The organism is Rhodanobacter sp. UC4443_H10, from assembly GCF_052978325.1.
The window spans coordinates 41,738-60,620 of sequence record NZ_CM129668.1 but is presented as its reverse complement, the minus strand read 5'-3'; the positions used below and the strand labels follow the sequence as shown (position 1 = coordinate 60,620).

General features: G+C 64.5%; 31 protein-coding genes. 1 reads left to right on the top strand and 30 read right to left on the bottom strand.

Annotated features, from left to right (window positions below; genetic code table 11):
• Positions 1 to 13: 13 nt before the first annotated feature.
• Positions 14 to 784 carry a c-type cytochrome gene (locus tag ACVCMB_RS00350; protein ID WP_447105823.1) on the bottom strand — a complete coding sequence of 257 codons (771 nt, stop codon included), beginning with the start codon at positions 782 to 784 and terminating at the stop codon, positions 14 to 16.
• A 95-nt stretch (positions 785 to 879) separates the two neighbouring features.
• Between ACVCMB_RS00350 and ACVCMB_RS00345 the strand changes: the two genes are divergently transcribed.
• Entirely contained in the window at positions 880 to 2,487 is a 1,608-nt protein-coding gene (locus ACVCMB_RS00345; RefSeq protein ID WP_447105822.1) for an amidase, read from the top strand.
• A gap of 12 nt (positions 2,488 to 2,499) precedes the next feature.
• On the opposite strand, the gene ACVCMB_RS00340 is transcribed toward ACVCMB_RS00345, so the two are convergent.
• The 29 genes from ACVCMB_RS00340 to rpsJ form a co-directional block, all read right to left on the bottom strand.
• Positions 2,500 to 3,900 (bottom strand): class II 3-deoxy-7-phosphoheptulonate synthase, encoded by a 1,401-nt coding sequence (locus ACVCMB_RS00340; protein ID WP_447105821.1) that lies wholly within the window; start codon positions 3,898 to 3,900, stop codon positions 2,500 to 2,502.
• A complete protein-coding gene (locus ACVCMB_RS00335; RefSeq protein WP_447100693.1) occupies positions 3,897 to 4,460 on the bottom strand; it encodes a disulfide bond formation protein B in 564 nt (187 codons plus the stop codon). Before ACVCMB_RS00335 ends, ACVCMB_RS00340 begins: the two co-directional genes overlap by 4 nt.
• Positions 4,461 to 4,575: 115 nt before the next feature.
• Entirely contained in the window at positions 4,576 to 4,959 is a 384-nt protein-coding gene (gene rplQ, locus ACVCMB_RS00330; RefSeq protein WP_395117285.1) for a 50S ribosomal protein L17, read from the bottom strand.
• Positions 4,960 to 5,163: 204 nt separating this feature from the next.
• Complete coding sequence (locus tag ACVCMB_RS00325; protein ID WP_395117283.1) at positions 5,164 to 6,162, bottom strand: DNA-directed RNA polymerase subunit alpha; 999 nt, start codon at positions 6,160 to 6,162, stop codon at positions 5,164 to 5,166.
• 16 nt (positions 6,163 to 6,178) lie between these two features.
• Positions 6,179 to 6,805 carry a 30S ribosomal protein S4 gene (rpsD, locus tag ACVCMB_RS00320; RefSeq protein ID WP_136259073.1) on the bottom strand — a complete coding sequence of 209 codons (627 nt, stop codon included), beginning with the start codon at positions 6,803 to 6,805 and terminating at the stop codon, positions 6,179 to 6,181.
• Between the two features lie 67 nt (positions 6,806 to 6,872).
• Positions 6,873 to 7,259, bottom strand: a complete 387-nt coding sequence (rpsK, locus tag ACVCMB_RS00315) for a 30S ribosomal protein S11 (RefSeq protein ID WP_007513384.1) — start codon at positions 7,257 to 7,259, stop codon at positions 6,873 to 6,875.
• 90 nt (positions 7,260 to 7,349) lie between these two features.
• Complete coding sequence (gene rpsM, locus ACVCMB_RS00310) at positions 7,350 to 7,706, bottom strand: 30S ribosomal protein S13 (protein ID WP_136259074.1); 357 nt, start codon at positions 7,704 to 7,706, stop codon at positions 7,350 to 7,352.
• A gap of 125 nt (positions 7,707 to 7,831) precedes the next feature.
• Positions 7,832 to 9,154 (bottom strand): preprotein translocase subunit SecY, encoded by a 1,323-nt coding sequence (secY, locus tag ACVCMB_RS00305; protein WP_447105820.1) that lies wholly within the window; start codon positions 9,152 to 9,154, stop codon positions 7,832 to 7,834.
• A gap of 4 nt (positions 9,155 to 9,158) precedes the next feature.
• Entirely contained in the window at positions 9,159 to 9,596 is a 438-nt protein-coding gene (gene rplO, locus ACVCMB_RS00300) for a 50S ribosomal protein L15 (RefSeq protein WP_447099479.1), read from the bottom strand.
• Positions 9,596 to 9,793, bottom strand: coding sequence for a 50S ribosomal protein L30 (rpmD, locus tag ACVCMB_RS00295; RefSeq protein WP_136259077.1), 198 nt, complete (start codon positions 9,791 to 9,793; stop codon positions 9,596 to 9,598). Before rpmD ends, rplO begins: the two co-directional genes overlap by 1 nt.
• Positions 9,786 to 10,295: a 30S ribosomal protein S5 gene (gene rpsE, locus ACVCMB_RS00290; protein ID WP_136259078.1), complete on the bottom strand. Its 510-nt coding sequence runs from the start codon at positions 10,293 to 10,295 to the stop codon at positions 9,786 to 9,788. The genes rpmD and rpsE overlap by 8 nt, the downstream gene beginning before the upstream one ends.
• A 151-nt stretch (positions 10,296 to 10,446) precedes the next feature.
• The gene (gene rplR / locus ACVCMB_RS00285; RefSeq protein WP_136259079.1) at positions 10,447 to 10,800 is read right to left on the bottom strand and encodes a 50S ribosomal protein L18; all 354 of its coding nucleotides are present in this window, start codon (positions 10,798 to 10,800) and stop codon (positions 10,447 to 10,449) included.
• 102 nt (positions 10,801 to 10,902) lie between these two features.
• Complete coding sequence (gene rplF / locus ACVCMB_RS00280; RefSeq protein WP_447099333.1) at positions 10,903 to 11,430, bottom strand: 50S ribosomal protein L6; 528 nt, start codon at positions 11,428 to 11,430, stop codon at positions 10,903 to 10,905.
• Positions 11,431 to 11,441: 11 nt separating this feature from the next.
• Positions 11,442 to 11,837 (bottom strand): 30S ribosomal protein S8, encoded by a 396-nt coding sequence (rpsH, locus tag ACVCMB_RS00275; protein WP_395117275.1) that lies wholly within the window; start codon positions 11,835 to 11,837, stop codon positions 11,442 to 11,444.
• Between the two features lie 224 nt (positions 11,838 to 12,061).
• Positions 12,062 to 12,367: a 30S ribosomal protein S14 gene (rpsN, locus tag ACVCMB_RS00270; RefSeq protein WP_395117272.1), complete on the bottom strand. Its 306-nt coding sequence runs from the start codon at positions 12,365 to 12,367 to the stop codon at positions 12,062 to 12,064.
• Positions 12,368 to 12,430: 63 nt separating this feature from the next.
• On the bottom strand, positions 12,431 to 12,973 hold the full coding sequence (gene rplE, locus ACVCMB_RS00265) for a 50S ribosomal protein L5 (protein WP_395121356.1): 543 nt from the start codon (positions 12,971 to 12,973) through the stop codon (positions 12,431 to 12,433).
• An 8-nt stretch (positions 12,974 to 12,981) separates the two neighbouring features.
• Positions 12,982 to 13,296 carry a 50S ribosomal protein L24 gene (gene rplX, locus ACVCMB_RS00260; RefSeq protein ID WP_136259084.1) on the bottom strand — a complete coding sequence of 105 codons (315 nt, stop codon included), beginning with the start codon at positions 13,294 to 13,296 and terminating at the stop codon, positions 12,982 to 12,984.
• A gap of 15 nt (positions 13,297 to 13,311) precedes the next feature.
• Entirely contained in the window at positions 13,312 to 13,680 is a 369-nt protein-coding gene (gene rplN, locus ACVCMB_RS00255) for a 50S ribosomal protein L14 (protein ID WP_395117270.1), read from the bottom strand.
• A gap of 15 nt (positions 13,681 to 13,695) precedes the next feature.
• Positions 13,696 to 13,956, bottom strand: a complete 261-nt coding sequence (rpsQ, locus tag ACVCMB_RS00250) for a 30S ribosomal protein S17 (protein WP_136259086.1) — start codon at positions 13,954 to 13,956, stop codon at positions 13,696 to 13,698.
• Between the two features lie 12 nt (positions 13,957 to 13,968).
• The gene (rpmC, locus tag ACVCMB_RS00245; RefSeq protein WP_136259087.1) at positions 13,969 to 14,154 is read right to left on the bottom strand and encodes a 50S ribosomal protein L29; all 186 of its coding nucleotides are present in this window, start codon (positions 14,152 to 14,154) and stop codon (positions 13,969 to 13,971) included.
• A complete protein-coding gene (gene rplP / locus ACVCMB_RS00240; RefSeq protein WP_136259088.1) occupies positions 14,154 to 14,567 on the bottom strand; it encodes a 50S ribosomal protein L16 in 414 nt (137 codons plus the stop codon). The genes rpmC and rplP overlap by 1 nt, the downstream gene beginning before the upstream one ends.
• Positions 14,568 to 14,579: 12 nt before the next feature.
• Positions 14,580 to 15,332, bottom strand: a complete 753-nt coding sequence (gene rpsC / locus ACVCMB_RS00235) for a 30S ribosomal protein S3 (RefSeq protein ID WP_136259089.1) — start codon at positions 15,330 to 15,332, stop codon at positions 14,580 to 14,582.
• A gap of 15 nt (positions 15,333 to 15,347) precedes the next feature.
• Entirely contained in the window at positions 15,348 to 15,683 is a 336-nt protein-coding gene (gene rplV / locus ACVCMB_RS00230) for a 50S ribosomal protein L22 (RefSeq protein ID WP_007082179.1), read from the bottom strand.
• Positions 15,683 to 15,955: a 30S ribosomal protein S19 gene (gene rpsS / locus ACVCMB_RS00225; protein ID WP_108473256.1), complete on the bottom strand. Its 273-nt coding sequence runs from the start codon at positions 15,953 to 15,955 to the stop codon at positions 15,683 to 15,685. Before rpsS ends, rplV begins: the two co-directional genes overlap by 1 nt.
• Before the next feature lie 12 nt (positions 15,956 to 15,967).
• Positions 15,968 to 16,792 (bottom strand): 50S ribosomal protein L2, encoded by an 825-nt coding sequence (gene rplB / locus ACVCMB_RS00220; protein WP_395117268.1) that lies wholly within the window; start codon positions 16,790 to 16,792, stop codon positions 15,968 to 15,970.
• Positions 16,793 to 16,809: 17 nt separating this feature from the next.
• The gene (gene rplW, locus ACVCMB_RS00215) at positions 16,810 to 17,103 is read right to left on the bottom strand and encodes a 50S ribosomal protein L23 (RefSeq protein WP_395117266.1); all 294 of its coding nucleotides are present in this window, start codon (positions 17,101 to 17,103) and stop codon (positions 16,810 to 16,812) included.
• Complete coding sequence (gene rplD / locus ACVCMB_RS00210; RefSeq protein ID WP_395117264.1) at positions 17,100 to 17,702, bottom strand: 50S ribosomal protein L4; 603 nt, start codon at positions 17,700 to 17,702, stop codon at positions 17,100 to 17,102. Before rplD ends, rplW begins: the two co-directional genes overlap by 4 nt.
• Positions 17,703 to 17,713: 11 nt before the next feature.
• Positions 17,714 to 18,355: a 50S ribosomal protein L3 gene (rplC, locus tag ACVCMB_RS00205; protein ID WP_395117262.1), complete on the bottom strand. Its 642-nt coding sequence runs from the start codon at positions 18,353 to 18,355 to the stop codon at positions 17,714 to 17,716.
• 20 nt (positions 18,356 to 18,375) lie between these two features.
• Positions 18,376 to 18,687, bottom strand: coding sequence for a 30S ribosomal protein S10 (rpsJ, locus tag ACVCMB_RS00200; RefSeq protein WP_007082173.1), 312 nt, complete (start codon positions 18,685 to 18,687; stop codon positions 18,376 to 18,378).
• Between the last annotated feature and the right edge of the window lie 196 nt (positions 18,688 to 18,883).

Sequence of the window (18,883 nt, the reverse complement as noted above, 5' to 3'; positions counted from 1 at the left end):
CGCGTCCGCAGCTTCAGTTGACCGTCGTGGCCGGCGGTGCCGCTTCGATCGCCGCATCCAGCACCCCGCAATGCAGCGGCGGTTTCACCGTACCGGCCGGTAGCGGATGGGTATCGGTCGGCAGTTCACGGTTGGCCAGCGCGGCGGCGACCGCGCTGATGTCCGACTCGCTCAACCGGCTGGCCACCTCGGCCATGCAGTCCGGCGCCACCGTGGCGCGGGTGTGCGTGCGCCATGAACCCAGTTGCGCGCTGACATAGTCGTAAGGCAGACCGACCAGCCCGGGAATCGACGGTTCCACGCCGGTCAACTGGCTGCCGTGGCAGCTGCTGCAGGCGGGAATGCGTCGCGACGGATCGCCCTTGTCCAGCAATTGTGCACCACGCTGCAACACCGCGGCGGGCATGGCAGGCGTCGGCGAGCGCGCGAACGGTACGCGCTGGGCGGCGAAGTACTCGGCGATTTCGTGCATGTACGTCGGCGTCAGCTCGCGCACGGTGTATTCCATCGGAGCGTACTTGCGCAGACCGTCCTGGAAATCCTGCAGCTGCCGCGCCAGGTAGGCCGCCGGCTTGCCGGCCAGGCGCGGGAAATATCCGCTGGCCGCACGCCCCTCGCCCTGCTTCCCATGGCAGGTGGTGCAGGCGGCGATGCGCTGCTGCAAGGTATCGGGAATCGGGAGTCGGTCGGCGGCGCAACTGGCGGCGCCGTACCCGAGGGCGGCCGCAAACAGCATGGCGACACCGAACGGCTTGGCGTGACGCAGGCTGAGGTTCGTGATCATCCGACGATTGTACGCTGACGGCCGCAGCGCCCAAACCGCAACGGCGCTAAGCTGGCCGGGCGACCACACGCCGTGTCCCGAAATCGGGGGTTACCGTGAACCGTCCAGCCGTCCGTATCGCCGCACTGACCATCGCCTTGCTCCCGGGCCTCGCGTTGGCCACGGAAGCCACGCCGCCGGATGTCGCCTACGCGTCGATCGACCAACTCCAGCAACGCATGGATGCCGGCGCGCTGGACAGCCGCCAGCTGGCCCGCGCGTTGCTCGATCGCGTCCAGCGGATCGATCGCTCCGGCCCCACCCTGCGCGCAGTGATCGAGACGAACCCCGACGTGCTGCCGCTGGCCGACGCGCTCGACGCCAAGCGCACGACATCCCACGGCCCGTTGTACGGCATCCCGGTGTTGCTCAAGGACAACATCGAGACCGGCGACCACATGCTCACCACCGCCGGCTCGCTCGCACTGATCGATGCACCGGCCGCCCGCGACGCCAGCCTGGTCGAGCGGCTGCGCAAGGCCGGTGCGCTGATCCTCGGCAAGACCAACCTGAGCGAATGGGCGAACTTCCGTTCCAGTCACGCCAGCAGCGGCTGGAGCGGGCGCGGCGGGCAGACGAAGAACCCGTACGTGCTCGATCGCAATCCCTGCGGTTCCAGCGCCGGTTCCGCCGTCGCGGTGGCGGCCGGGCTCGCCACGGTGGCGATCGGCACCGAAACCGACGGCTCGATCATCTGCCCCGCGGCAATGAACGGCATCGTCGGCATCAAGCCCACCCTCGGTCTGGTCAGCCGCCGCGGCATCGTGCCGATCAGTCACAACCAGGACACCGCCGGCCCGATGGCGCGCAGCGTCGCCGACGCTGCGACCCTGCTCAGCGTGATCGCCGGCAGCGACCCGCGCGACCCGGCCACCCTGGAGGCCGACCGGCACGCCACTGACTACACGAAGTTCCTCGACCCGAACGGACTCAGGGGCAAGCGCATCGGCGTGGTGCGTCAGCTCGCCGGCGCCGAGCCGAACGCCGACCGCGTGCTGGCGCAGTCGATCGCATTGATGAAAGCGCAGGGCGCCATCGTCGTCGATCCGGTCACGCTGCCGCACCTGGCCGAACTCGGCGACCGGGAATTCACCGTGCTGCTGTACGACTTCAAGCACGACGTCAACGCCTATCTGGCCAGCCGCCACGGCCTGAAGGTGAAGACGCTGGCCGATCTGATCGCGTTCAACCAGGCGCATGCCGCCGAAGAAATGCCGTGGTTCGGCCAGGAGCTGTTCGAAAAGGCCGAGCAGAAGGGACCGCCCAGCGACAAGGCCTATGCCGATGCGCTGGCCACGGCCAAGCGCCTGTCCGGGCCGGAAGGCATCGACGCGGCGCTCCAATCGCAGCAGTTGGACGCGCTGCTGGCGCCGTCGTGGGGCCCGGCTTTCGTCACCGACCCGGTGTTGGGCGATCACATCGTCAGCGGTGATCCGACCGTGGGCGGCGCCTCGCAACCGGCAGCCGTGGCCGGCTACCCGTCGATCACCGTGCCCGCCGGCTTCGCCCACGGCCTGCCGGTCGGCATCGTGCTGTTCGGCGCGAAGTGGAGCGAACCGGTGCTGATCTCGATCGCCTACGGTTTCGAGCAGCACGCCAAGGCATGGCAAGCGCCGCAGTTTCTGCCCACCGTGGGCGATCCGCCCGCGGCGTCCCCGCGCTGAGCATGCAGTGCGTCAGCCCGCCCCGCCGGTCGACTTGCGCACGATAAGCATCGCCAGCTCCAGCGACTGTTCGTAGTTCAGGCGCGGATCGACCATCGACTTGTAGGCGCGATCCAGGTCGCCCTCCTTGAGGTCGCGCGCGCCGCCGATGCACTCGGTCACGTCTTCGCCGGTCAGCTCCAGGTGCACGCCACCCAGCCGCGTGCCAGCCGCCGCGTGGATGTCGAAGGCTCGATCCAGTTCGCCACGGATGTTGTCGAAGCGGCGCGTCTTGTGGCCGTTCGAGGTGCTCTCGGTGTTGCCGTGCATGGGGTCCGCCACCCACAGCACGCGTCGACCTTCGCGCTTCACCGCATCCAGCAGCGGCGGCAGCGCATCGGCGATCTTCGCCTGCCCCATCCGGTGGATCAGGGTCAGCCGGCCCGGCTCGGCGTGCGGATCGAGTGCGTCGATCAGCGGCAGCAGTTGATCGGGAGTCACCGAGGGGCCGATCTTGACCGCCACCGGATTGCGGATGCCTCGGAAGTACTCCACGTGCGCGCCATCCAGTGCAGCGGTGCGCATGCCGATCCACGGGAAATGCGTGGACAGGTTGAACCAGCCCGGATTGCGAGGTACCTGGCGAGTCAGGGCCTGTTCGTAATGCAGCAGCAGCGCCTCGTGCGAGGTGAAGAAATCCACCTTGGAGAAGCCGGCGATCGGGCCGGCCAGCGTCTCCATGAAGTGCAGCGAATCGCTGATCGCGGCGACCATCTGCCGGTACTCGGCGGCCAGCGGCGAATGCTCGACCCAGGCCAGGTCCCAATATTCGGGATGGCGCAGGTCGGCAAAACCGCCGTCTATCAACGCGCGCACGAAGTTCATCGTCAACGCCGAATGCGCATGCGCCTGGATCAACCGCTGCGGATCGGGACGCCGCGCGGCGGCGGTGAACTCCTGGCTGTTGACCACGTCGCCGCGAAAACTCGGCAGGCTCACGCCGTGGCGCGTTTCGCTATCGGCCGAACGCGGCTTGGCGTACTGCCCGGCAAAGCGCCCCACCCGCAGCACCGGCTTCTTCAGCCCGTGCACCAGCACCAGGCTCATCTGCAGCAGCACCTTCAGCCGGTTGGAAATCACCGGGCTGGTGCAGTCGGCGAAGCTCTCCGCGCAATCGCCACCCTGCAACAGGAAGCGCTTCCCTTCCTGCGCCTCGGCCACCGCCTCCTTGAGCGCCAGGATCTCCCACGAGGTGACCAGCGGCGGCAATCGGGCCAGGAGCGCACCTGCCTTGGCCAGCTCGACCGGGTCGTCGTAGCTCGGTTGCTGCAGGGCCGGACGACGCTGCCAGGAATCCGGCGTCCACGGCGCCGTGCCGGCACGAGCCACATCAGCAGCCACGACGCCGACGTCGGAATCCCGCAGCTTGTTCATGCGTGCGACGTCCGGCGGCGCACCGCCACCACCGTCAGCACGGCGAGCAGCACGAACCAAAGCAGCGTCCACGCCGGCATCGGCAAGCCCAGGATCGGCTCGACCGCCGCGCATTCGCCGGAACCGGTAAACACCATGCGCAACACCTTGGCAAACGGGAACGCGCTGAACATGTAATCGAGCGGCGGCCCGCAGGACGGAATCTGGTCGGCGGGCAGCGACTGGATCCACAGGTGCCGCGCCGCCACCACGATGCCGAACACCGCACCGAGCCACACGCCCGCGGCATAGATCCAGCGCAGCCCGCCGCGCGGCGCGTGCAAGGCGCCAAGCAGAAAGAACACGCCCATCACGATGAAGCCGACGCGCTGGAAGATGCACAGCGGGCACGGCGTCATTTCCCAGGCATATTCGGCATACAGCGCGAAGCCCATGAGGGCGGCGCACACCAGGAAACCGACGGCGAAACTGAAGCGGTACGACCAGCGCAATGGGTTCATAGGGGCTTTGCTGCGATGCGAAACGATGACATTACCCGTTCGGCGCAGCGCTGTCAGCACGCAACGCTGCAGCAACCGCGAAGACGGACCGGCGTCGGGCCGAAAACGCAAAACCCGGCACCAGGCCGGGTTTGCATGACGCTGCAGGCGACCGTCAGGTCGTCCGGCCGGCATCTCACTCCGCGTCGACGGACTCGACCTGCGGACGCCCCACCAGCTCGACGTACGCCATCGGCGCGTTGTCGCCGTCGCGGAAGCCGCACTTGAGAATGCGCAGGTAACCGCCGGGACGCTCCTTGTAACGCGGGCCCAGCTCGACGAACAGCTTGCCCACCGCTTCCTTGTCGCGCAGACGCGAGAATGCAAGGCGGCGATTGGCGACGCCATCGGTCTTGGCCATCGTGATCAGCGGCTCGGCGACGCGGCGAAGTTCCTTCGCCTTCGGCAGGGTGGTGCGGATCAGCTCATGCTTGAACAGCGACGAGGCCATGTTCTTGAACATCGCTTCGCGGTGGCTGCTGGTGCGGTTGAGCTTGCGTCCGGATTTCTGGTGGCGCATGACGGAATACTCTCTGTAGGTCTGTTGTTATGAAGTGCCGGCGCTTGTGTCCGACACCCCGCGGTTACCCGCTTTTATGTGAGCCCCATCGGAGCAGGCTCTTGTGAAAAGTGCGGCCATGGATGGCCGCTTCTGCTGCATGGCCAAGGTGCTGTACACACCCTGGCCAATATCCGGCTACAACAGCGATCAAGGAGGATCGCCCTAGCCCAGCTGCATGCCGTGCGAAAGCCCCGGCGGCGGCCAGTTTTCCAGCTTGGTGCCGAGGGACAGGCTGCGCCCGCCCAGGACATCCTTGATTTCGGTCAGCGACTTCTTGCCCAGGTTCGGCGTCTTCAACAGCTCGACCTCGGTCTTCTGCACCAGGTCGCCGATGTAGTAGATGCTCTCGGCCTTCAGGCAGTTCGCCGAACGCACGGTCAGCTCCAGATCGTCGATCGGACGCAGCAGCAGCGGTTCGAAGCCGCTCTTCTCGGCCTTGTCCGTGGCACTTTCGCGACGCGAGAAGTCACCGAACACCGACAGCTGGTCGTTGATGATCTCGGCGGCCTTGCGCACCGCGTCCTCGGCGTCGATGGTGCCGTTGGTCTCGATGTCCAGCACCAGCTTGTCAAGGTTGGTGCGCTGCTCGACACGCGCGGCGTCCACTTCGTAGGCCACCCGCAATACGGGCGCGAACGAGGCATCCAGCTGCAGGCGGCCGATCGGGCGCGCCTCGTCGTCAGGATGCTGGCGCGCGCTGGCCGGCTGGTAGCCGACGCCGCGACGCACCTTGAGGCGCATGTTGAGCGCGATGTCCTTGGTCAGGTGGCACAGGACGTGCTCGGGGTTGACGATCTCCACCGTATGGTCGACCACGATGTCGCCGGCGGTCACCACGCCCTTGCCCTTCTTGGACAAGGTCAGGGTCACTTCATCGCCCGAATGCTGCCGGATCGCCACGTCCTTGAGGTTCAGCAGGACTTCGATGACGTCCTCCTGCAGACCTTCAAGCGTGGTGTATTCGTGCAGCACGCCGTCGATTTCCACCTCGACGATGGCGCTGCCGGGGATCGAGGAGAGCAGCACGCGGCGCAGCGCGTTGCCCAGGGTATGGCCAAAGCCACGCTCGAGCGGCTCGACCACCACCTTGGCGCGGTTGGCTCCGAGCTGTTCGACGCTGAGGCCACGTGGCCGCAGCACACTAGTTGACGAAACTGCCATGCAGAGCTCCGGTTAATTACTTCGAGTAAAGCTCGATGATCAATGCTTCATTGATGTCGGACGGCAGGTCGCCGCGATCCGGCACCGACTTGAACGTGCCTTCGAACTTCTTGGAATCCACTTCGACCCAGACCGGGCGCAGGTCCATGGTGTCGAACACGGTGGCCGCTTCCTGCACGCGCAGCTGGCTGCGCGCCTTCTCGGTCAGCGCGATCGCGTCGCCCGGGCGCACCTGGTAGGAAGGAATGTTCACCTTCTTGCCGTTGACCAGCACCGCCTTGTGGGCAACCAGCTGGCGGGCCTGGGCGCGGGTGACCGCGAAGCCCATGCGGAACACGACGTTGTCCAGGCGGCTCTCGAGCAGACGCAGCAAGTTCTCGCCGGTATTGCCCTTGAGCGTGGTCGCCTTGGTGTAGTAGTTGCTGAACTGGCGCTCGAGCACGCCGTAGATACGCTTGACCTTCTGCTTCTCACGCAGCTGGACGGCGTAGTCGGACATGCGCATGCGCTTGTTCGCGCCATGCTGGCCGGGCTTGTTTTCCAGTTTGCACTTTGAATCCAGCGCACGCGCCGGGCTCTTCAGGCTGAGATCCGCACCTTCGCGCCGGGCGAGTTTGCAGGTAGCTCCACGATAACGGGCCATGTTTCTTCTCTTTCAGATAGTCCGGCCGCGGCCGGTGCTTGATTCTCGCGATCGAAAACGACCGCCCTCAGACACGCCGCTTCTTGGGGGGACGGCAGCCGTTGTGCGGGATCGGCGTGACGTCGATGATGTTGAGCACCTTGTAGCCCAGCGCATTCAGCGAACGCACCGCCGACTCGCGGCCCGGGCCGGGACCCTTGATGCGCACTTCCACCGTCTTCACGCCGTAGTCGCCCGCGGCGCGGCCGGCCTTCTCGGCGGCGACCTGTGCAGCGAACGGGGTGGACTTGCGCGAGCCGCGGAAACCGGCACCGCCGGCGGTCGCCCACGACAGGGCATTGCCCTGGCGATCGGTGATGGTAACGATGGTGTTGTTGAAGGAGGCCTGCACGTGGGCCACGGCATCCGTGACAACGCGCTTGATCTTCTTCTTGGTCTTGACCGGCTTAGCCATGGTTTGAAGGCTCTTCTCGATGAGTGCGGCCACGGATGGCCGCTTTTTTGATCTTCGCGGTCATCGGTGACCGCACAAATCCGCAGGCAATCACTTCTTGATTGCGCGACGCGGACCCTTGCGGGTACGCGCATTGGTACGGGTACGCTGCCCGCGAACCGGCAGGCCGCGACGATGACGCAGGCCGCGGTAGCAGCCCAGGTCCATCAGCCGCTTGATCGCCATGCCCACCTCGCGGCGCAGATCGCCTTCGACGGTGTACTTGGCGATCTCCAGGCGAATCTTTTCCACTTCGCCTTCGCTCAGCGACTTGATCTGGGTGGTCGGGACCACGCCCGCGTCCACGCAAACCTGCTTGGCGCGGCTGCGGCCGATACCATAAATGCTCTGCAGACCGACCCAGACGTGTTTCTGAACCGGCAAATTGACACCCGCAATGCGCGCCATGAGTACTCTCTCCGAATGCGTTTCGTGCGCGGTAAACGCGCAATTTTAACCTGAATTACCCGAACAGGAAAGCCCTGCGGCGCCAAGGCACCGCAACTCTCCGACCTGGAGCGTCCCTCGCCGCGTCAACTGCGACGGAGGTTGGCTTTCTTGAGCAAACTTTCGTACTGATGACTGACCAGATGCGCCTGGATCTGCGCCGTGAAATCCATCACCACCACCACCACGATCAGCAGCGAGGTGCCGCCGAAATAGAACGGTACGTGCCACGCCTGCTGCATGAACGACGGCACCAGGCAGACCAGCACCAGGTAGATCGCGCCGACCGCCGTCAGGCGTGTCATCACCGCGTCGATGTAGCTGCCCGTGGCCTTGCCCGGACGAATGCCGGGAATCAGGGCGCCGGAGCGCTTCAGGTTGTCCGCCGTCTCTTCCGCGTTGAACACGATCGCGGTGTAGAAGAATGCAAAACCGATCACCAGTACCGAAAAGGTGATTTCATACAACGGGTTGCCCGGACTCAGCGACTGCGTCAGATCCTGCACCCAGCGCGACGAATGACCCGTGCTGAACCAGCTCACCGCGGTGGCCGGGAACATCAGCAAGCTCGACGCAAAGATCGGCGGAATCACGCCCGACATGTTGATCTTCAGCGGCAGGCTGGAGCTCTGGTTCTGGTAGGCCTTCTGTCCGCCCGAACGTCGTGCGTAGTTCACCGTGATGCGCCGCTGGGCGCGTTCCACGAACACGACGAAGGCGGTCACGGCCAGCACCAGCCCGAACACCACCAGCAGCATGAGCAGCGACAGCTCACCGTTGTTGGCCATGCCCAGCGTGTGCACCACCGCGCCGGGCAAGCCGGCCACGATGCCGGCGAAGATCAGCAGCGAGATGCCGTTGCCGATGCCGCGCTCGGTCATCTGTTCGCCCAGCCACATCAGGAACATGGTGCCGGCGGTCAGGCCTACCACGGACGAGAACACGAAGCCGAAGCCCGGCGTGTACACCACCGGCGCGCCGCCCGCGGCCACCTGGCCCTGCAAGGCAACCGCAATGCCGAAGGACTGGAACGCCGCCAGCAGCACCGTGGCGTAACGGGTGTACGCCGTCATCTTGCGCTTGCCGGCCTCGCCTTCCTTGCGCAGGGTCTGCAGGCTCGGCACCACCGCGCCCATCATCTGGAACACGATCGACGCCGAGATGTACGGAATCACGCCGAGCGCGAAGACCGAGAACCGCTCCAGCGCGCCGCCCGAGAACATGTTGAACATGTCCATCAGGCCGTTGCCGTTGACCAGGTTCGTCATCGCCTCCGGGTTGACGCCCGGAACCGGAATGAACGAGCCGAGACGGAACACCATCAACGCACCCACCACGAACAGGATGCGCTGACGAAGCTCCGTCAGCTTGCCGAGTTTGCCCAGTGCGTTGCCCTTGGCTACGGCCACCGTCTTACTCCACGCTTCCGCCGGCCGCCTCGATGGCCGCCTTCGCGCCCGCCGTGGCCAGCAGACCGGACAGCTTCACCGCGCGACCGATCTCGCCCTTCAGCACTACCTTGACCTTCTTGGCGCGGCTGTCGATCAGGCCAGCCTGATGCAGCGCGACCACGTCGATCACGTCGCCCTTGAGGTTGGCCAGCTGATACAGGAATACTTCCTGGCTCTGCGCCTTCAGCTTCGAGCGGAAGCCGACCTTCGGCAACCGGCGGTTCAGCGGCATCTGGCCGCCTTCGAAACCGAACTTGTGGGTGCCGCCCGCGCGGGCATGCTGACCCTTGTGGCCGCGACCGGCCGTCTTGCCCAGGCCCGAACCGATGCCGCGACCCACGCGCAGGCGGGTCTTGCGGGAACCGGCGGCCGGCTTGATGTCATTCAAACGCATGATGATTACTCCTCGACCCGGACCAGGTAGTAGACCGTGTTGATCAGCCCACGCACCTGCGGGCTGTCCTTCAGCTCGCGCACGTCGTTGACCTTGCCCAGACCCAGCGCCTTGACGCTGAGGCGATGGCGCGCCTGCACGCCGCGCAGGCCCTTGACCAGGCGCACGCGCACGGTGGCAGCGGATTCGTTCTTCTTAGCCATTGCCCAGCACCTCTTCCAGACTCTTGCCCCGCTTGGCGGCGATCTTCTTGGGCGAGGCAACCGCCTGCAGGCCCTTGATGGTGGCGCGCACCAGGTTGATCGGATTGCGCGAACCGACGGCCTTGGCCAGCACGTTCTTGACGCCGACCACTTCCAGCACCGCACGCATGGCGCCGCCGGCGATCACGCCGGTACCTTCGGAAGCCGGCTGCATGTACACGCGGGCCGCACCATGGTTCGCCTTGATGGCGTACCACAGGGTGCCGTTGTTCAGTTCGATGTTGACCATCTGGCGGCGGGCACGCTCCATCGCCTTGGAAATGGCCACCGGCACTTCACGCGCCTTGCCATAGCCGAAGCCGACCTTGCCCTCGCCGTCACCGACCACGGTCAGTGCGGTGAAGCTCATCTGGCGGCCACCCTTGACGGTCTTGGCCACCCGGTTGACGGCAATCAGCTTCTCGAGCAGGCCGTCCGAATTTTCGCGATCGTTAGAAGACATGTTCTATTCCGTGTGCCCGGACCATCCGGGGCTTTTGCTTGCGGCTTGGCCGCTTGTAGTTGTATGTGCTGCCAGGATCAGCAACCGGATTGGCGACTCGCGGAAGCGGGCTCTTTCGAATCCCGAATCCCGCGTCCCGCATCCCGGCGCCTCAGAACTTCAAGCCCGCCTCGCGCGCCGCCTCGGCAAGCGCCTTGATGCGGCCGTGATAGCGGAAACCGGAGCGATCGAACGCCACCGACTCCACACCGGCAGCCTTCGCGCGCTCGGCCACAGCCTTGCCCACGGCCGCCGCAGCAGCCAGGTTCTTGGTGCCCTTCAGGCCTTCGGCGACCGACTTTTGCACGGTGGAGGCAGCCGCTACCACGTTCTTGCCGGAGGCGTCGAACACCTGCGCATAAAGATGCTGCCCGGTGCGATGCACCGACAGGCGGGCCACGCCCAGCTTGCGGATGTGGCTGCGGGTGGACTTGGCGCGGCGCAGGCGATTTTCGTTCTTGTTCATCTCTCAATTCCTCGAAAGCGGATCGGCTCGGATGGCTGTCATCTGCTCTTTGTGAAAAGTCCGGCCATGGATGACCGGTCTCTACGCGCAGGGACAGCGCATTTACGCCTTCTTGGCTTCCTTCAGGGTGATCTTCTCGCCGGCATAGCGCACGCCCTTGCCCTTGTAGGGTTCGGGTGGGCGGAAGCCGCGAATCTTGGCTGCGACCTGGCCGACGACCTGCTTGTCGGTGCCCTTGATCAGCACTTCGGTCTGGGTCGGCGTTTCGATGCTGATGCCCTCGGGCGCGTCGAACACCACCGGGTGGGAGAAGCCCAGGCTGAGGCTCAGCGCCTTGCCCTGCATGGCAGCGCGATAACCGACGCCGACCAGCTCAAGCTTGCGTTCGTAACCCTGCGAGACGCCGGTGACCATGTTGGCGATCAGCGCACGCGCCGTACCGCCGAACTTGTCGTCCACGCCTTCGCCCAGCGTGACATTCGCCACGCCGCCGTCGACGGCGACCGTGACGCCCGGCAGCTGATGCACGGACAAGGTGCCCTTCGGGCCCTTCACCGAAATGTTGCCTCCGGCGATCGTCAGCTCGACGCCCTTCGGCAGGGAAATGGGTTGTTTGGCTACACGTGACATTGAAAGACTCCTTATGCCACTTGGCCGATGACTTCGCCGCCCAGGCCCTTGGCACGGGCCTGCGCATCGGTCAACAGACCAGCGGAAGTCGAGATGATCGAAATGCCCAGGCCGCCGAGGACCTTCGGCAGCTCGTCCTTGCCGCGGTAAACGCGCAGGCCGGAACGGCTGACACGGGAAATGTTCTCGATGGCGGGCTGACCGTCGAAATACTTGAGCTTGATCTCGAGCACCGGCTTGCCTTCCTCGACGGAAGTCTTGGCGTCGAGGATGTAGCCCTCGTTCTTGAGAAGGTCGGCGATGGCCACCTTCAGTTTCGACGACGGCATACGCACGACCGGCTTGCCCGTGGCCTGGGCATTGCGGACGCGCGTGAACAGATCGGCGATGGGATCAGTCATGCTCATGAAAACATCCTTCAGAGTGCACCGATATCCGATAAAACCGGAAATCAATCAGATTGTGAGCCGGCAAAGAAGCCAGCCTGCGTTGCGCAGACCGCCGACTATAGCAGCAATTTCGGGTTTTGGCGAACATCGGATGCGTTAGTCGCATCCACCGGTGGCATGCGGTGCCGCCGGTCGGATCGGTGTGCCGGAACAGCCGACGCGCCGATCCTGCAGGTTGTGAATTACCAGCTGGCCTTGCGCAGGCCCGGCACGTCGCCGCGCATGGTGGCTTCGCGCAGCTTGTTGCGACCCAGGCCGAACTTCGCGTAGACGGCACGCGGACGACCGGTCAGGGCGCAACGCGTCCGCACGCGAACCGGGCTGGCATCGCGCGGAAGCTTCTGCAGGCTCGCCTGCGCTTCCATCTTCTCGTCGTACGAAGCCGTCGGGTTGAGCACGATCGCTTTCAGTTCGGCGCGCTTGGCGGCGTACTTCTGGATCAGCTTGGCCCGCTTGACGTCGCGGTTCACCATTGATTTCTTGGCCATAATTTATCGCTGCTCTTTCAAAGAGTCCGGCCGCGGACGGCCGGGTTCGTCAAGGATGACCGCTCAGTTCCGGAACGGGAAGCTGAAGGCCGTCAACAGGGCCTTCGCCTCGTTGTCGGTTCGCGCCGTCGTGGTGATGGAGATATCCATGCCGCGCAGAGCATCCACCTGGTCGAAATCGATCTCGGGGAAGATGATCTGTTCCTTGATGCCGAAGTTGTAGTTGCCGCGACCGTCGAACGCCTTGGCCGAAACACCGCGGAAGTCGCGCACGCGCGGCAGCGAGATGTTGATCAGGCGATCGAGGAACTCCCACATCTGCGCACGGCGCAACGTGACCTTGCAGCCGATCGGCCAGCCGTCGCGGATCTTGAACGAAGCCACCGAAACGCGGGCCTTCGTGGTGATCGGCTTCTGGCCGGCGATCTTGGCCATGTCGGCCACGGCGTTCTCGAGCACTTTCTTGTTGCCCGCCGCTTCGCCCACGCCCATGTTCAGCGTGATCTTGGTGATGCGGGGAACCTGCATCACGTTCTGGTAGCCGAACTGCTCGGTGAGCTTGCCGATTACCTGGTCTTTGTAGAATTTTTCAAGGCGCGTCATGATCGTGTTCCTTACGCGTCCACGACCTCGCCATTCGAACGGAACACGCGGACCTTGCGCCCATCAGCGAGCGTTTTGGAACCGACGCGTTCACCCTTGTTCGTGGCGGGGTTGAACAGCTGCACATTGGAGAGATGGATCGAGGCTTCACGCTCGACGATACCGCCAGCCTGGTTGGCCTGCGGGTTCGGCTTGGTGTGACGCTTGACCAGATTCACGTTGGAGACGAATACGCGATCGCCTGCAACACGCAGCACGTCGCCGCGCTGACCCTTGTTCTTGCCGGTGATCACGAGGACCTGATCACCCTTGCGGATACGGTTCATTGTCTTGACTCCGCTTCAGAGCACTTCGGGCGCGAGCGAGACGATCTTCATGAACTTCTCGTTGCGCAGCTCGCGGGTAACCGGCCCGAAGATACGGGTACCGATCGGCTCGAGCTTGTTGTTGAGGAGGACAGCCGCATTGCCGTCGAAACGGATCAGCGAGCCGTCGGGACGGCGCACGCCCTTGGCAGTACGCACCACCACGGCGTTGTACACCTCGCCCTTCTTCACCTTGCCGCGGGGAATGGCATCCTTCACGGTGACCTTGATCACGTCACCGATCGAGGCGTAACGGCGCTTGGAGCCGCCGAGCACCTTGATGCACATCACTTCCTTGGCGCCGCTGTTGTCCGCTGCGGAAAGCGTGCTTTGCATCTGGATCATGGCTGCACCCTCCCTTTAGACGTTGGCGCGCGTGATGATTTCAACCACGCGGTGATGTTTGGTCTTGGACAACGGACGGCACTCGGCGATACGCACGAGGTCACCCTCGTTCGCGCCCAGGTCGTCCTGCGCATGCAGCTTGGTCGACCGACGAATGGTCTTGCCCAGCAGCCAATGCTGCTCCTGGCGCTCGACCAGGACGGTGACCGTCTTGTCCATCTTGTTGCTGGTGACGCGACCCTCGAGGGTGCGTGCCTTCTTCTGGTTTTCGCTCATCTCGGCCGTCCCTTACTTCTTGCTGCCGAGCACGAATTTCGTGCGGGCGATGTCACGCCGAACGCGGCGAAGCTGGTGCGGCTGGGTGAGCTGGCCGGAACCCTTCTGCATGCGCAGGTTGAACTGCTCCTTGCGCAGGTCCAGCAGATGCTGGTTCAGCTCGTCGGCCGACTGGTTGTTGATATCTTTGCTGGCCATCACATCACCGCCCGTGTCACAAACTGGGTCTGCACCGAGAGCTTGGCGGCGGCCAGGCGGAACGCCTCGCGTGCCGTCGTCTCGTCGACGCCCTCGATTTCATACAGCATGCGGCCGGGCTGGATCGGGGCGACCCAGAACTCGACGCCGCCCTTGCCCGCGCCCATGCGCACTTCGATCGGCTTCTTGGTGATCGGCTTGTCCGGGAACACGCGGATCCACAGTTTGCCGCCACGCTTGACAAAGCGGGTGATGCAACGACGAGCCGCCTCGATCTGGCGCGCGGTGAGCGCACCATGCGTGGTCGCCTTCAGGCCGTACTCGCCGAAGCTGACGAGGTTGGAGCACTGGGCCAGACCGTCGTTGCGGCCTTTGAACTGCTTGCGGTACTTGGTTCGCTTGGGTTGCAACATGGCAACTCTCCCTTACTTCGCAGACCGCTCGCGACGGCCTTCACCGGCCTCGCGACGCGAATCATTACGACGGCCTTCGCCACCTTCACGGCGCGACGGCGACGGTTCGTCCTTCGACTCCTGGCTGGCAGCGGCCAGATCGAAGATCTCGCCCTTGTACACCCAGACCTTGATGCCGATGATGCCGTAGGTGGTGCTCGCCTCGGCGAAACCGTAGTCGATGTCGGCGCGCAGCGTATGCAGCGGCACGCGACCCTCGCGGCTCCACTCGGAGCGGGCGATCTCGGCGCCGTTCAGGCGGCCGGAGACGTTGATCTTGATGCCCAGGGCGCCCAGGCGCATCGCGTTGCCGACCGAGCGCTTCATCGCGCGGCGGAACATGATGCGGCGCTCCAGCTGCTGCGCGATGGACTCTGCCACCAGCTGCGCGTCCAGCTCGGGCTTGCGCACCTCGTTGACGTTGATGTGCGTCGGGACGCCCATCATGTCGCTGACTTCCTTGCGCAGCTTCTCGATGTCCTCGCCCTTCTTGCCGATCACCACGCCCGGGCGGGCAGTGTGGATCGTCACGCGCGCGGTCTTGGCCGGGCGCTCGATCTGGATCTTCGAGATGCCGGCGGCGGCCAGCTTCTTCTTCAGCATGTCGCGGACCTTGATGTCGGCCACGAGATACTTGGCGTAATCGCCCTTGTTGGCGAACCACTTCGCGTTCCAGTCCTTGGCAATGCCGAGGCGGATACCGGTGGGATGAACTTTATGACCCATCGTCTATATCCTCAGTCAGTTGCCGACAACCACAGTGATGTGGCTGGTACGTTTCAGGATGCGCGAACCGCGGCCCTTGGCGCGGGCGTACATGCGCTTCATCGCCGGACCTTCGTCGACGAAGATGCTGGACACCTTCAGCTCGTCGACGTCGGCACCGAGATTGTTCTCGGCGTTGGCGACGGCCGACAGCAGCACCTTGCGAACCAGGTGCGCAGCCTTCTTGTTGGTATAGGTGAGCACGTCGCTGGCCCGGCCCACGGGAAGTCCGCGGACGAGGTCGGCCACCAGGCGTGCCTTTTGCGCCGAAATGCGGGCGCCGCGCAGGATCGCTTTGGCTTCAGTGCTCATCACTTGCCCTTCTTGTCGCCGACATGGCCTTTGAACGTGCGGGTCACCGCGAACTCGCCGAGCTTGTGCCCGACCATGTTCTCGTTGATCAGGACGGGCACGTGCTGACGGCCGTTGTGGATGGCGATGGTCAAGCCGACCATTTCCGGCAGGATCATCGAGCGGCGCGACCAGGTCTTGATCGGGCGCTTGTTGTTGGCGGAAACCGCAGCTTCCACCTTCTTCGCGAGGTGAAGGTCGACGAAGGGACCTTTCTTCAAAGAGCGAGGCATGTCGGCTTCCTGTTACTTGGTACGACGACGCACGATGAAGTGCTGCGTGCGCTTGTTGTTGCGGGTCTTGTAGCCCTTGGCCGGCGTGCCCCACGGGCTGACCGGATGACGACCGCCGGAGGTCTTGCCTTCGCCGCCACCGTGCGGGTGGTCGACCGGGTTCATCACCACGCCGCGGACGGTCGGGCGAATGCCTACCCAGCGCTTGGCGCCGGCCTTGCCCAGCTTCTTCAGGCTGTGCTCGCCGTTGCCGACTTCGCCGATGGTGGCGCGGCAATCGACCGAGACGCGACGCATCTCGCCGGAGCGAAGGCGCAACGTGGCGTAACCGGACTCGCGGGCAACCAGCTGCACCGAGGCGCCGGCGCTGCGGGCGATCTGCGCGCCCTTGCCGGGACGCAGCTCCACGCAGTGGATCGTGCTGCCCATCGGGATGTTGCGCAGCTGCAGGCAGTTGCCGGCCTTGATCGGCGCCTCGCGACCCGACACCAGGCGATCGTCCACCTGCACGCCCTTGGGCGCGATGATGTAGCGACGCTCGCCATCGGCGTAGCACAGCAGCGCGATGTGCGCGGTGCGGTTGGGATCGTATTCGATGCGCTCGACGCGGGCGGCGATGCCTTCCTTGTCACGCTTGAAGTCGATGATGCGGTAATGCTGCTTGTGACCGCCGCCACGATGACGCGTGGTGATCCGGCCATGATGGTTGCGGCCGCCGGTACGGGATTGCGCCTCGGTCAACGGAGCATAGGGCGCGCCCTTGTACAGGCCTTCCGTGCGGACGCTGACTGCGTCGCGGCGACCCGGCGAGGTCGGCTTGTGGTTGATTAGTGCCATTTCACAGAACTCCTGGCTCAGGCCTTGGCGGACACGTCGATGGCCTGGCCATCGGCAAGACGCACGTAGGCCTTGCGCTTGCCCTGGCGATTGCCAGCGCGGAAACGGAAGGACTTGACCTTGCCCTTGACGTTGACGAGGTTCACCTGCTCGACCTTGACGTCGAACAGCTTTTCCACCGCAGCGCGGACATCGGCCTTGGTCGCCGCGGGGGCGACCAGGAACACATACTGGTTGTGCTCGGCAAGACGCGCCGACTTCTCGGAGATATGCGGCGCACGCAGCGTATCGAGAATGCGTTCGTTGCTCATGCCAGCCACTCCTCGATCTTCTTCACCGCATCGACCGTGACCACCACGTGGTCGGAGCCGACGAGGCTGACGGGGTTCAGGCCCATCACATCCAGCACATGGATGTAGGGGATGTTGCGCGCAGCCAGGAACACGGATTCGGAGGCATCCTCGGACACCAGCAACACGCGACCGGACACGTCCAGCTCGGCCAGCTTGGCGACCATCGCGGAGGTCTTCGGCGTCTCGATGCCGAAGCTCTCGACCACCTTCAGGCGACCCTGGCGAACCAGCTCGGAAAAGATCGAGCGGATCGCGACGCGATAAGCCTTGCGGTTGACCTTCTGCTCGTAGCTGCGCGGCTTGGCGGCGAACGTGACACCACCACCGACGAAGATCGGGGCACGGTAGTCACCGTGGCGGGCGCCGCCGCCCTTCTGCTTCTTGAACTTCTTGGTGGTGCCGGACATTTCGCCGCGGGACAGCTGCGCCTTGGTACCGGCGCGGCCAGCGGCCTGATAGGCAACCACGACCTGGTGCACCAGGGCCTTCTTGTACTCGCCGCCGAACACTTCGTCCGACACGCTGAGCGGCTTGGCACCCATGACATTGAGTTCCATGGTGTCTCTCCTCAGCTCTTGGTCGTCGGGCGGATGACGACGTCGCTACCGGTGGCACCCGGTACCGCACCCTTGACCGCGATCAGATGACGCTCGGCGTCGACCTTGACCACTTCCAGGCCCTGCTGGGTACGATTCACGTTGCCCATCTGGCCGGCCATCTTCTTGCCGGGGAACACGCGACCCGGGGTCTGGCGCTGACCGATCGAGCCCGGTGCGCGATGCGACAGCGAGTTGCCGTGGGTAGCGTCGCCCATCTTGAAGTTCCAGCGCTTGATCGTGCCCTGGAAGCCCTTGCCCTTCGACACGCCGGCGACATCCACGATCTGGCCGACGGAGAACACGTCGTCCGCCTTGATCTCCGAGCCCACCGCGTACTTGCCGAGATCCTCGGCAGCAACGCGGAACTCCCACAGACCGCGACCCGGCTCGACCTTCGCCTTCGCGTAGTGGCCCTTCAGCGGCTGCGTCAGCAGGTTCGCACGCTTGCTGCCTGCGGAAACCTGGACGGCGCTGTAGCCATCGTTGTCGTCCGTCTTCACCTGGGTCACGCGGTTCGGCGTCGCTTCAATCAGCGTCACCGGAATCGAGCGGCCGTCTTCAGTGAAGAGTCGGCTCATGCCGCATTTGCGACCAACCAATCCGATACTCATCTTCGTATCCTGTCTGTCGCTCAACCGAGCTTGATCTGAACATCGACGCCAGCGGCGAGATCAAGCTTCATGAGCGCGTCCACGGTCTTGTCGTTCGGGTCGACGATGTCGAGTACACGCTTGTGCGTACGGGTCTCGTACTGGTCGCGTGCATCCTTGTCGACGTGCGGCGACGTCAGAATGGTGTAACGCTCGATCTTGGTCGGGAGGGGAATCGGGCCGAGTACCGTGGCACCCGTGCGCTTAGCCGTCTCGACGATCTCGCTGGCGGAGCGGTCGATCAGTCGATGATCGTATGCCTTCAGCCGAATGCGAATCTTCTGGTTCGCCATAACCGTGTCCTGTTGTCGAAAGAACGTTCTGTGATGCCGGAGCGGCTTCTCACCACTCCGCACTACCCTTTTGCCACTTGTCCGGGGCCCTCGATGATCTGCCGGCCCCTTTGAAAAACACCAGGCGAGCATCGATCCGCTCGCCTGGCACAATCCGAATCTCGCGCAAAACGACGTGTCAACAGGGCTAGCCCCG

Excerpts from the sequence above, each read along its gene's own strand:
- ACVCMB_RS00350 (WP_447105823.1), bottom strand. The coding sequence starts at position 784 with ATGATCACGAACCTCAGCCTGCGTCACGCCAAGCCGTTCGGTGTCGCC.
- ACVCMB_RS00340 (WP_447105821.1), bottom strand. The coding sequence starts at position 3,900 with ATGAACAAGCTGCGGGATTCCGACGTCGGCGTCGTGGCTGCTGATGTG.
- rplQ (WP_395117285.1), bottom strand. The coding sequence starts at position 4,959 with ATGCGCCACCAGAAATCCGGACGCAAGCTCAACCGCACCAGCAGCCAC.
- ACVCMB_RS00325 (WP_395117283.1), bottom strand. The coding sequence starts at position 6,162 with ATGGCAGTTTCGTCAACTAGTGTGCTGCGGCCACGTGGCCTCAGCGTC.
- rpsD (WP_136259073.1), bottom strand. The coding sequence starts at position 6,805 with ATGGCCCGTTATCGTGGAGCTACCTGCAAACTCGCCCGGCGCGAAGGT.
- rpsK (WP_007513384.1), bottom strand. The coding sequence starts at position 7,259 with ATGGCTAAGCCGGTCAAGACCAAGAAGAAGATCAAGCGCGTTGTCACG.
- rpsM (WP_136259074.1), bottom strand. The coding sequence starts at position 7,706 with ATGGCGCGCATTGCGGGTGTCAATTTGCCGGTTCAGAAACACGTCTGG.
- rpmD (WP_136259077.1), bottom strand. The coding sequence starts at position 9,793 with ATGGCTAAGAAGAACGAATCCGCTGCCACCGTGCGCGTGCGCCTGGTC.
- rpsE (WP_136259078.1), bottom strand. The coding sequence starts at position 10,295 with ATGTCTTCTAACGATCGCGAAAATTCGGACGGCCTGCTCGAGAAGCTG.
- rplR (WP_136259079.1), bottom strand. The coding sequence starts at position 10,800 with ATGAACAAGAACGAAAATCGCCTGCGCCGCGCCAAGTCCACCCGCAGC.
- rplF (WP_447099333.1), bottom strand. The coding sequence starts at position 11,430 with ATGTCACGTGTAGCCAAACAACCCATTTCCCTGCCGAAGGGCGTCGAG.
- rpsH (WP_395117275.1), bottom strand. The coding sequence starts at position 11,837 with ATGAGCATGACTGATCCCATCGCCGATCTGTTCACGCGCGTCCGCAAT.
- rpsN (WP_395117272.1), bottom strand. The coding sequence starts at position 12,367 with ATGGCCAAGAAATCAATGGTGAACCGCGACGTCAAGCGGGCCAAGCTG.
- rplX (WP_136259084.1), bottom strand. The coding sequence starts at position 13,296 with ATGAACCGTATCCGCAAGGGTGATCAGGTCCTCGTGATCACCGGCAAG.
- rplN (WP_395117270.1), bottom strand. The coding sequence starts at position 13,680 with ATGATCCAGATGCAAAGCACGCTTTCCGCAGCGGACAACAGCGGCGCC.
- rpsQ (WP_136259086.1), bottom strand. The coding sequence starts at position 13,956 with ATGAGCGAAAACCAGAAGAAGGCACGCACCCTCGAGGGTCGCGTCACC.
- rpmC (WP_136259087.1), bottom strand. The coding sequence starts at position 14,154 with ATGGCCAGCAAAGATATCAACAACCAGTCGGCCGACGAGCTGAACCAG.
- rplP (WP_136259088.1), bottom strand. The coding sequence starts at position 14,567 with ATGTTGCAACCCAAGCGAACCAAGTACCGCAAGCAGTTCAAAGGCCGC.
- rpsC (WP_136259089.1), bottom strand. The coding sequence starts at position 15,332 with ATGGGTCATAAAGTTCATCCCACCGGTATCCGCCTCGGCATTGCCAAG.
- rplV (WP_007082179.1), bottom strand. The coding sequence starts at position 15,683 with ATGAGCACTGAAGCCAAAGCGATCCTGCGCGGCGCCCGCATTTCGGCG.
- rpsS (WP_108473256.1), bottom strand. The coding sequence starts at position 15,955 with ATGCCTCGCTCTTTGAAGAAAGGTCCCTTCGTCGACCTTCACCTCGCG.
- rplB (WP_395117268.1), bottom strand. The coding sequence starts at position 16,792 with ATGGCACTAATCAACCACAAGCCGACCTCGCCGGGTCGCCGCGACGCA.
- rplW (WP_395117266.1), bottom strand. The coding sequence starts at position 17,103 with ATGAGCAACGAACGCATTCTCGATACGCTGCGTGCGCCGCATATCTCC.
- rplD (WP_395117264.1), bottom strand. The coding sequence starts at position 17,702 with ATGGAACTCAATGTCATGGGTGCCAAGCCGCTCAGCGTGTCGGACGAA.
- rplC (WP_395117262.1), bottom strand. The coding sequence starts at position 18,355 with ATGAGTATCGGATTGGTTGGTCGCAAATGCGGCATGAGCCGACTCTTC.
- rpsJ (WP_007082173.1), bottom strand. The coding sequence starts at position 18,687 with ATGGCGAACCAGAAGATTCGCATTCGGCTGAAGGCATACGATCATCGA.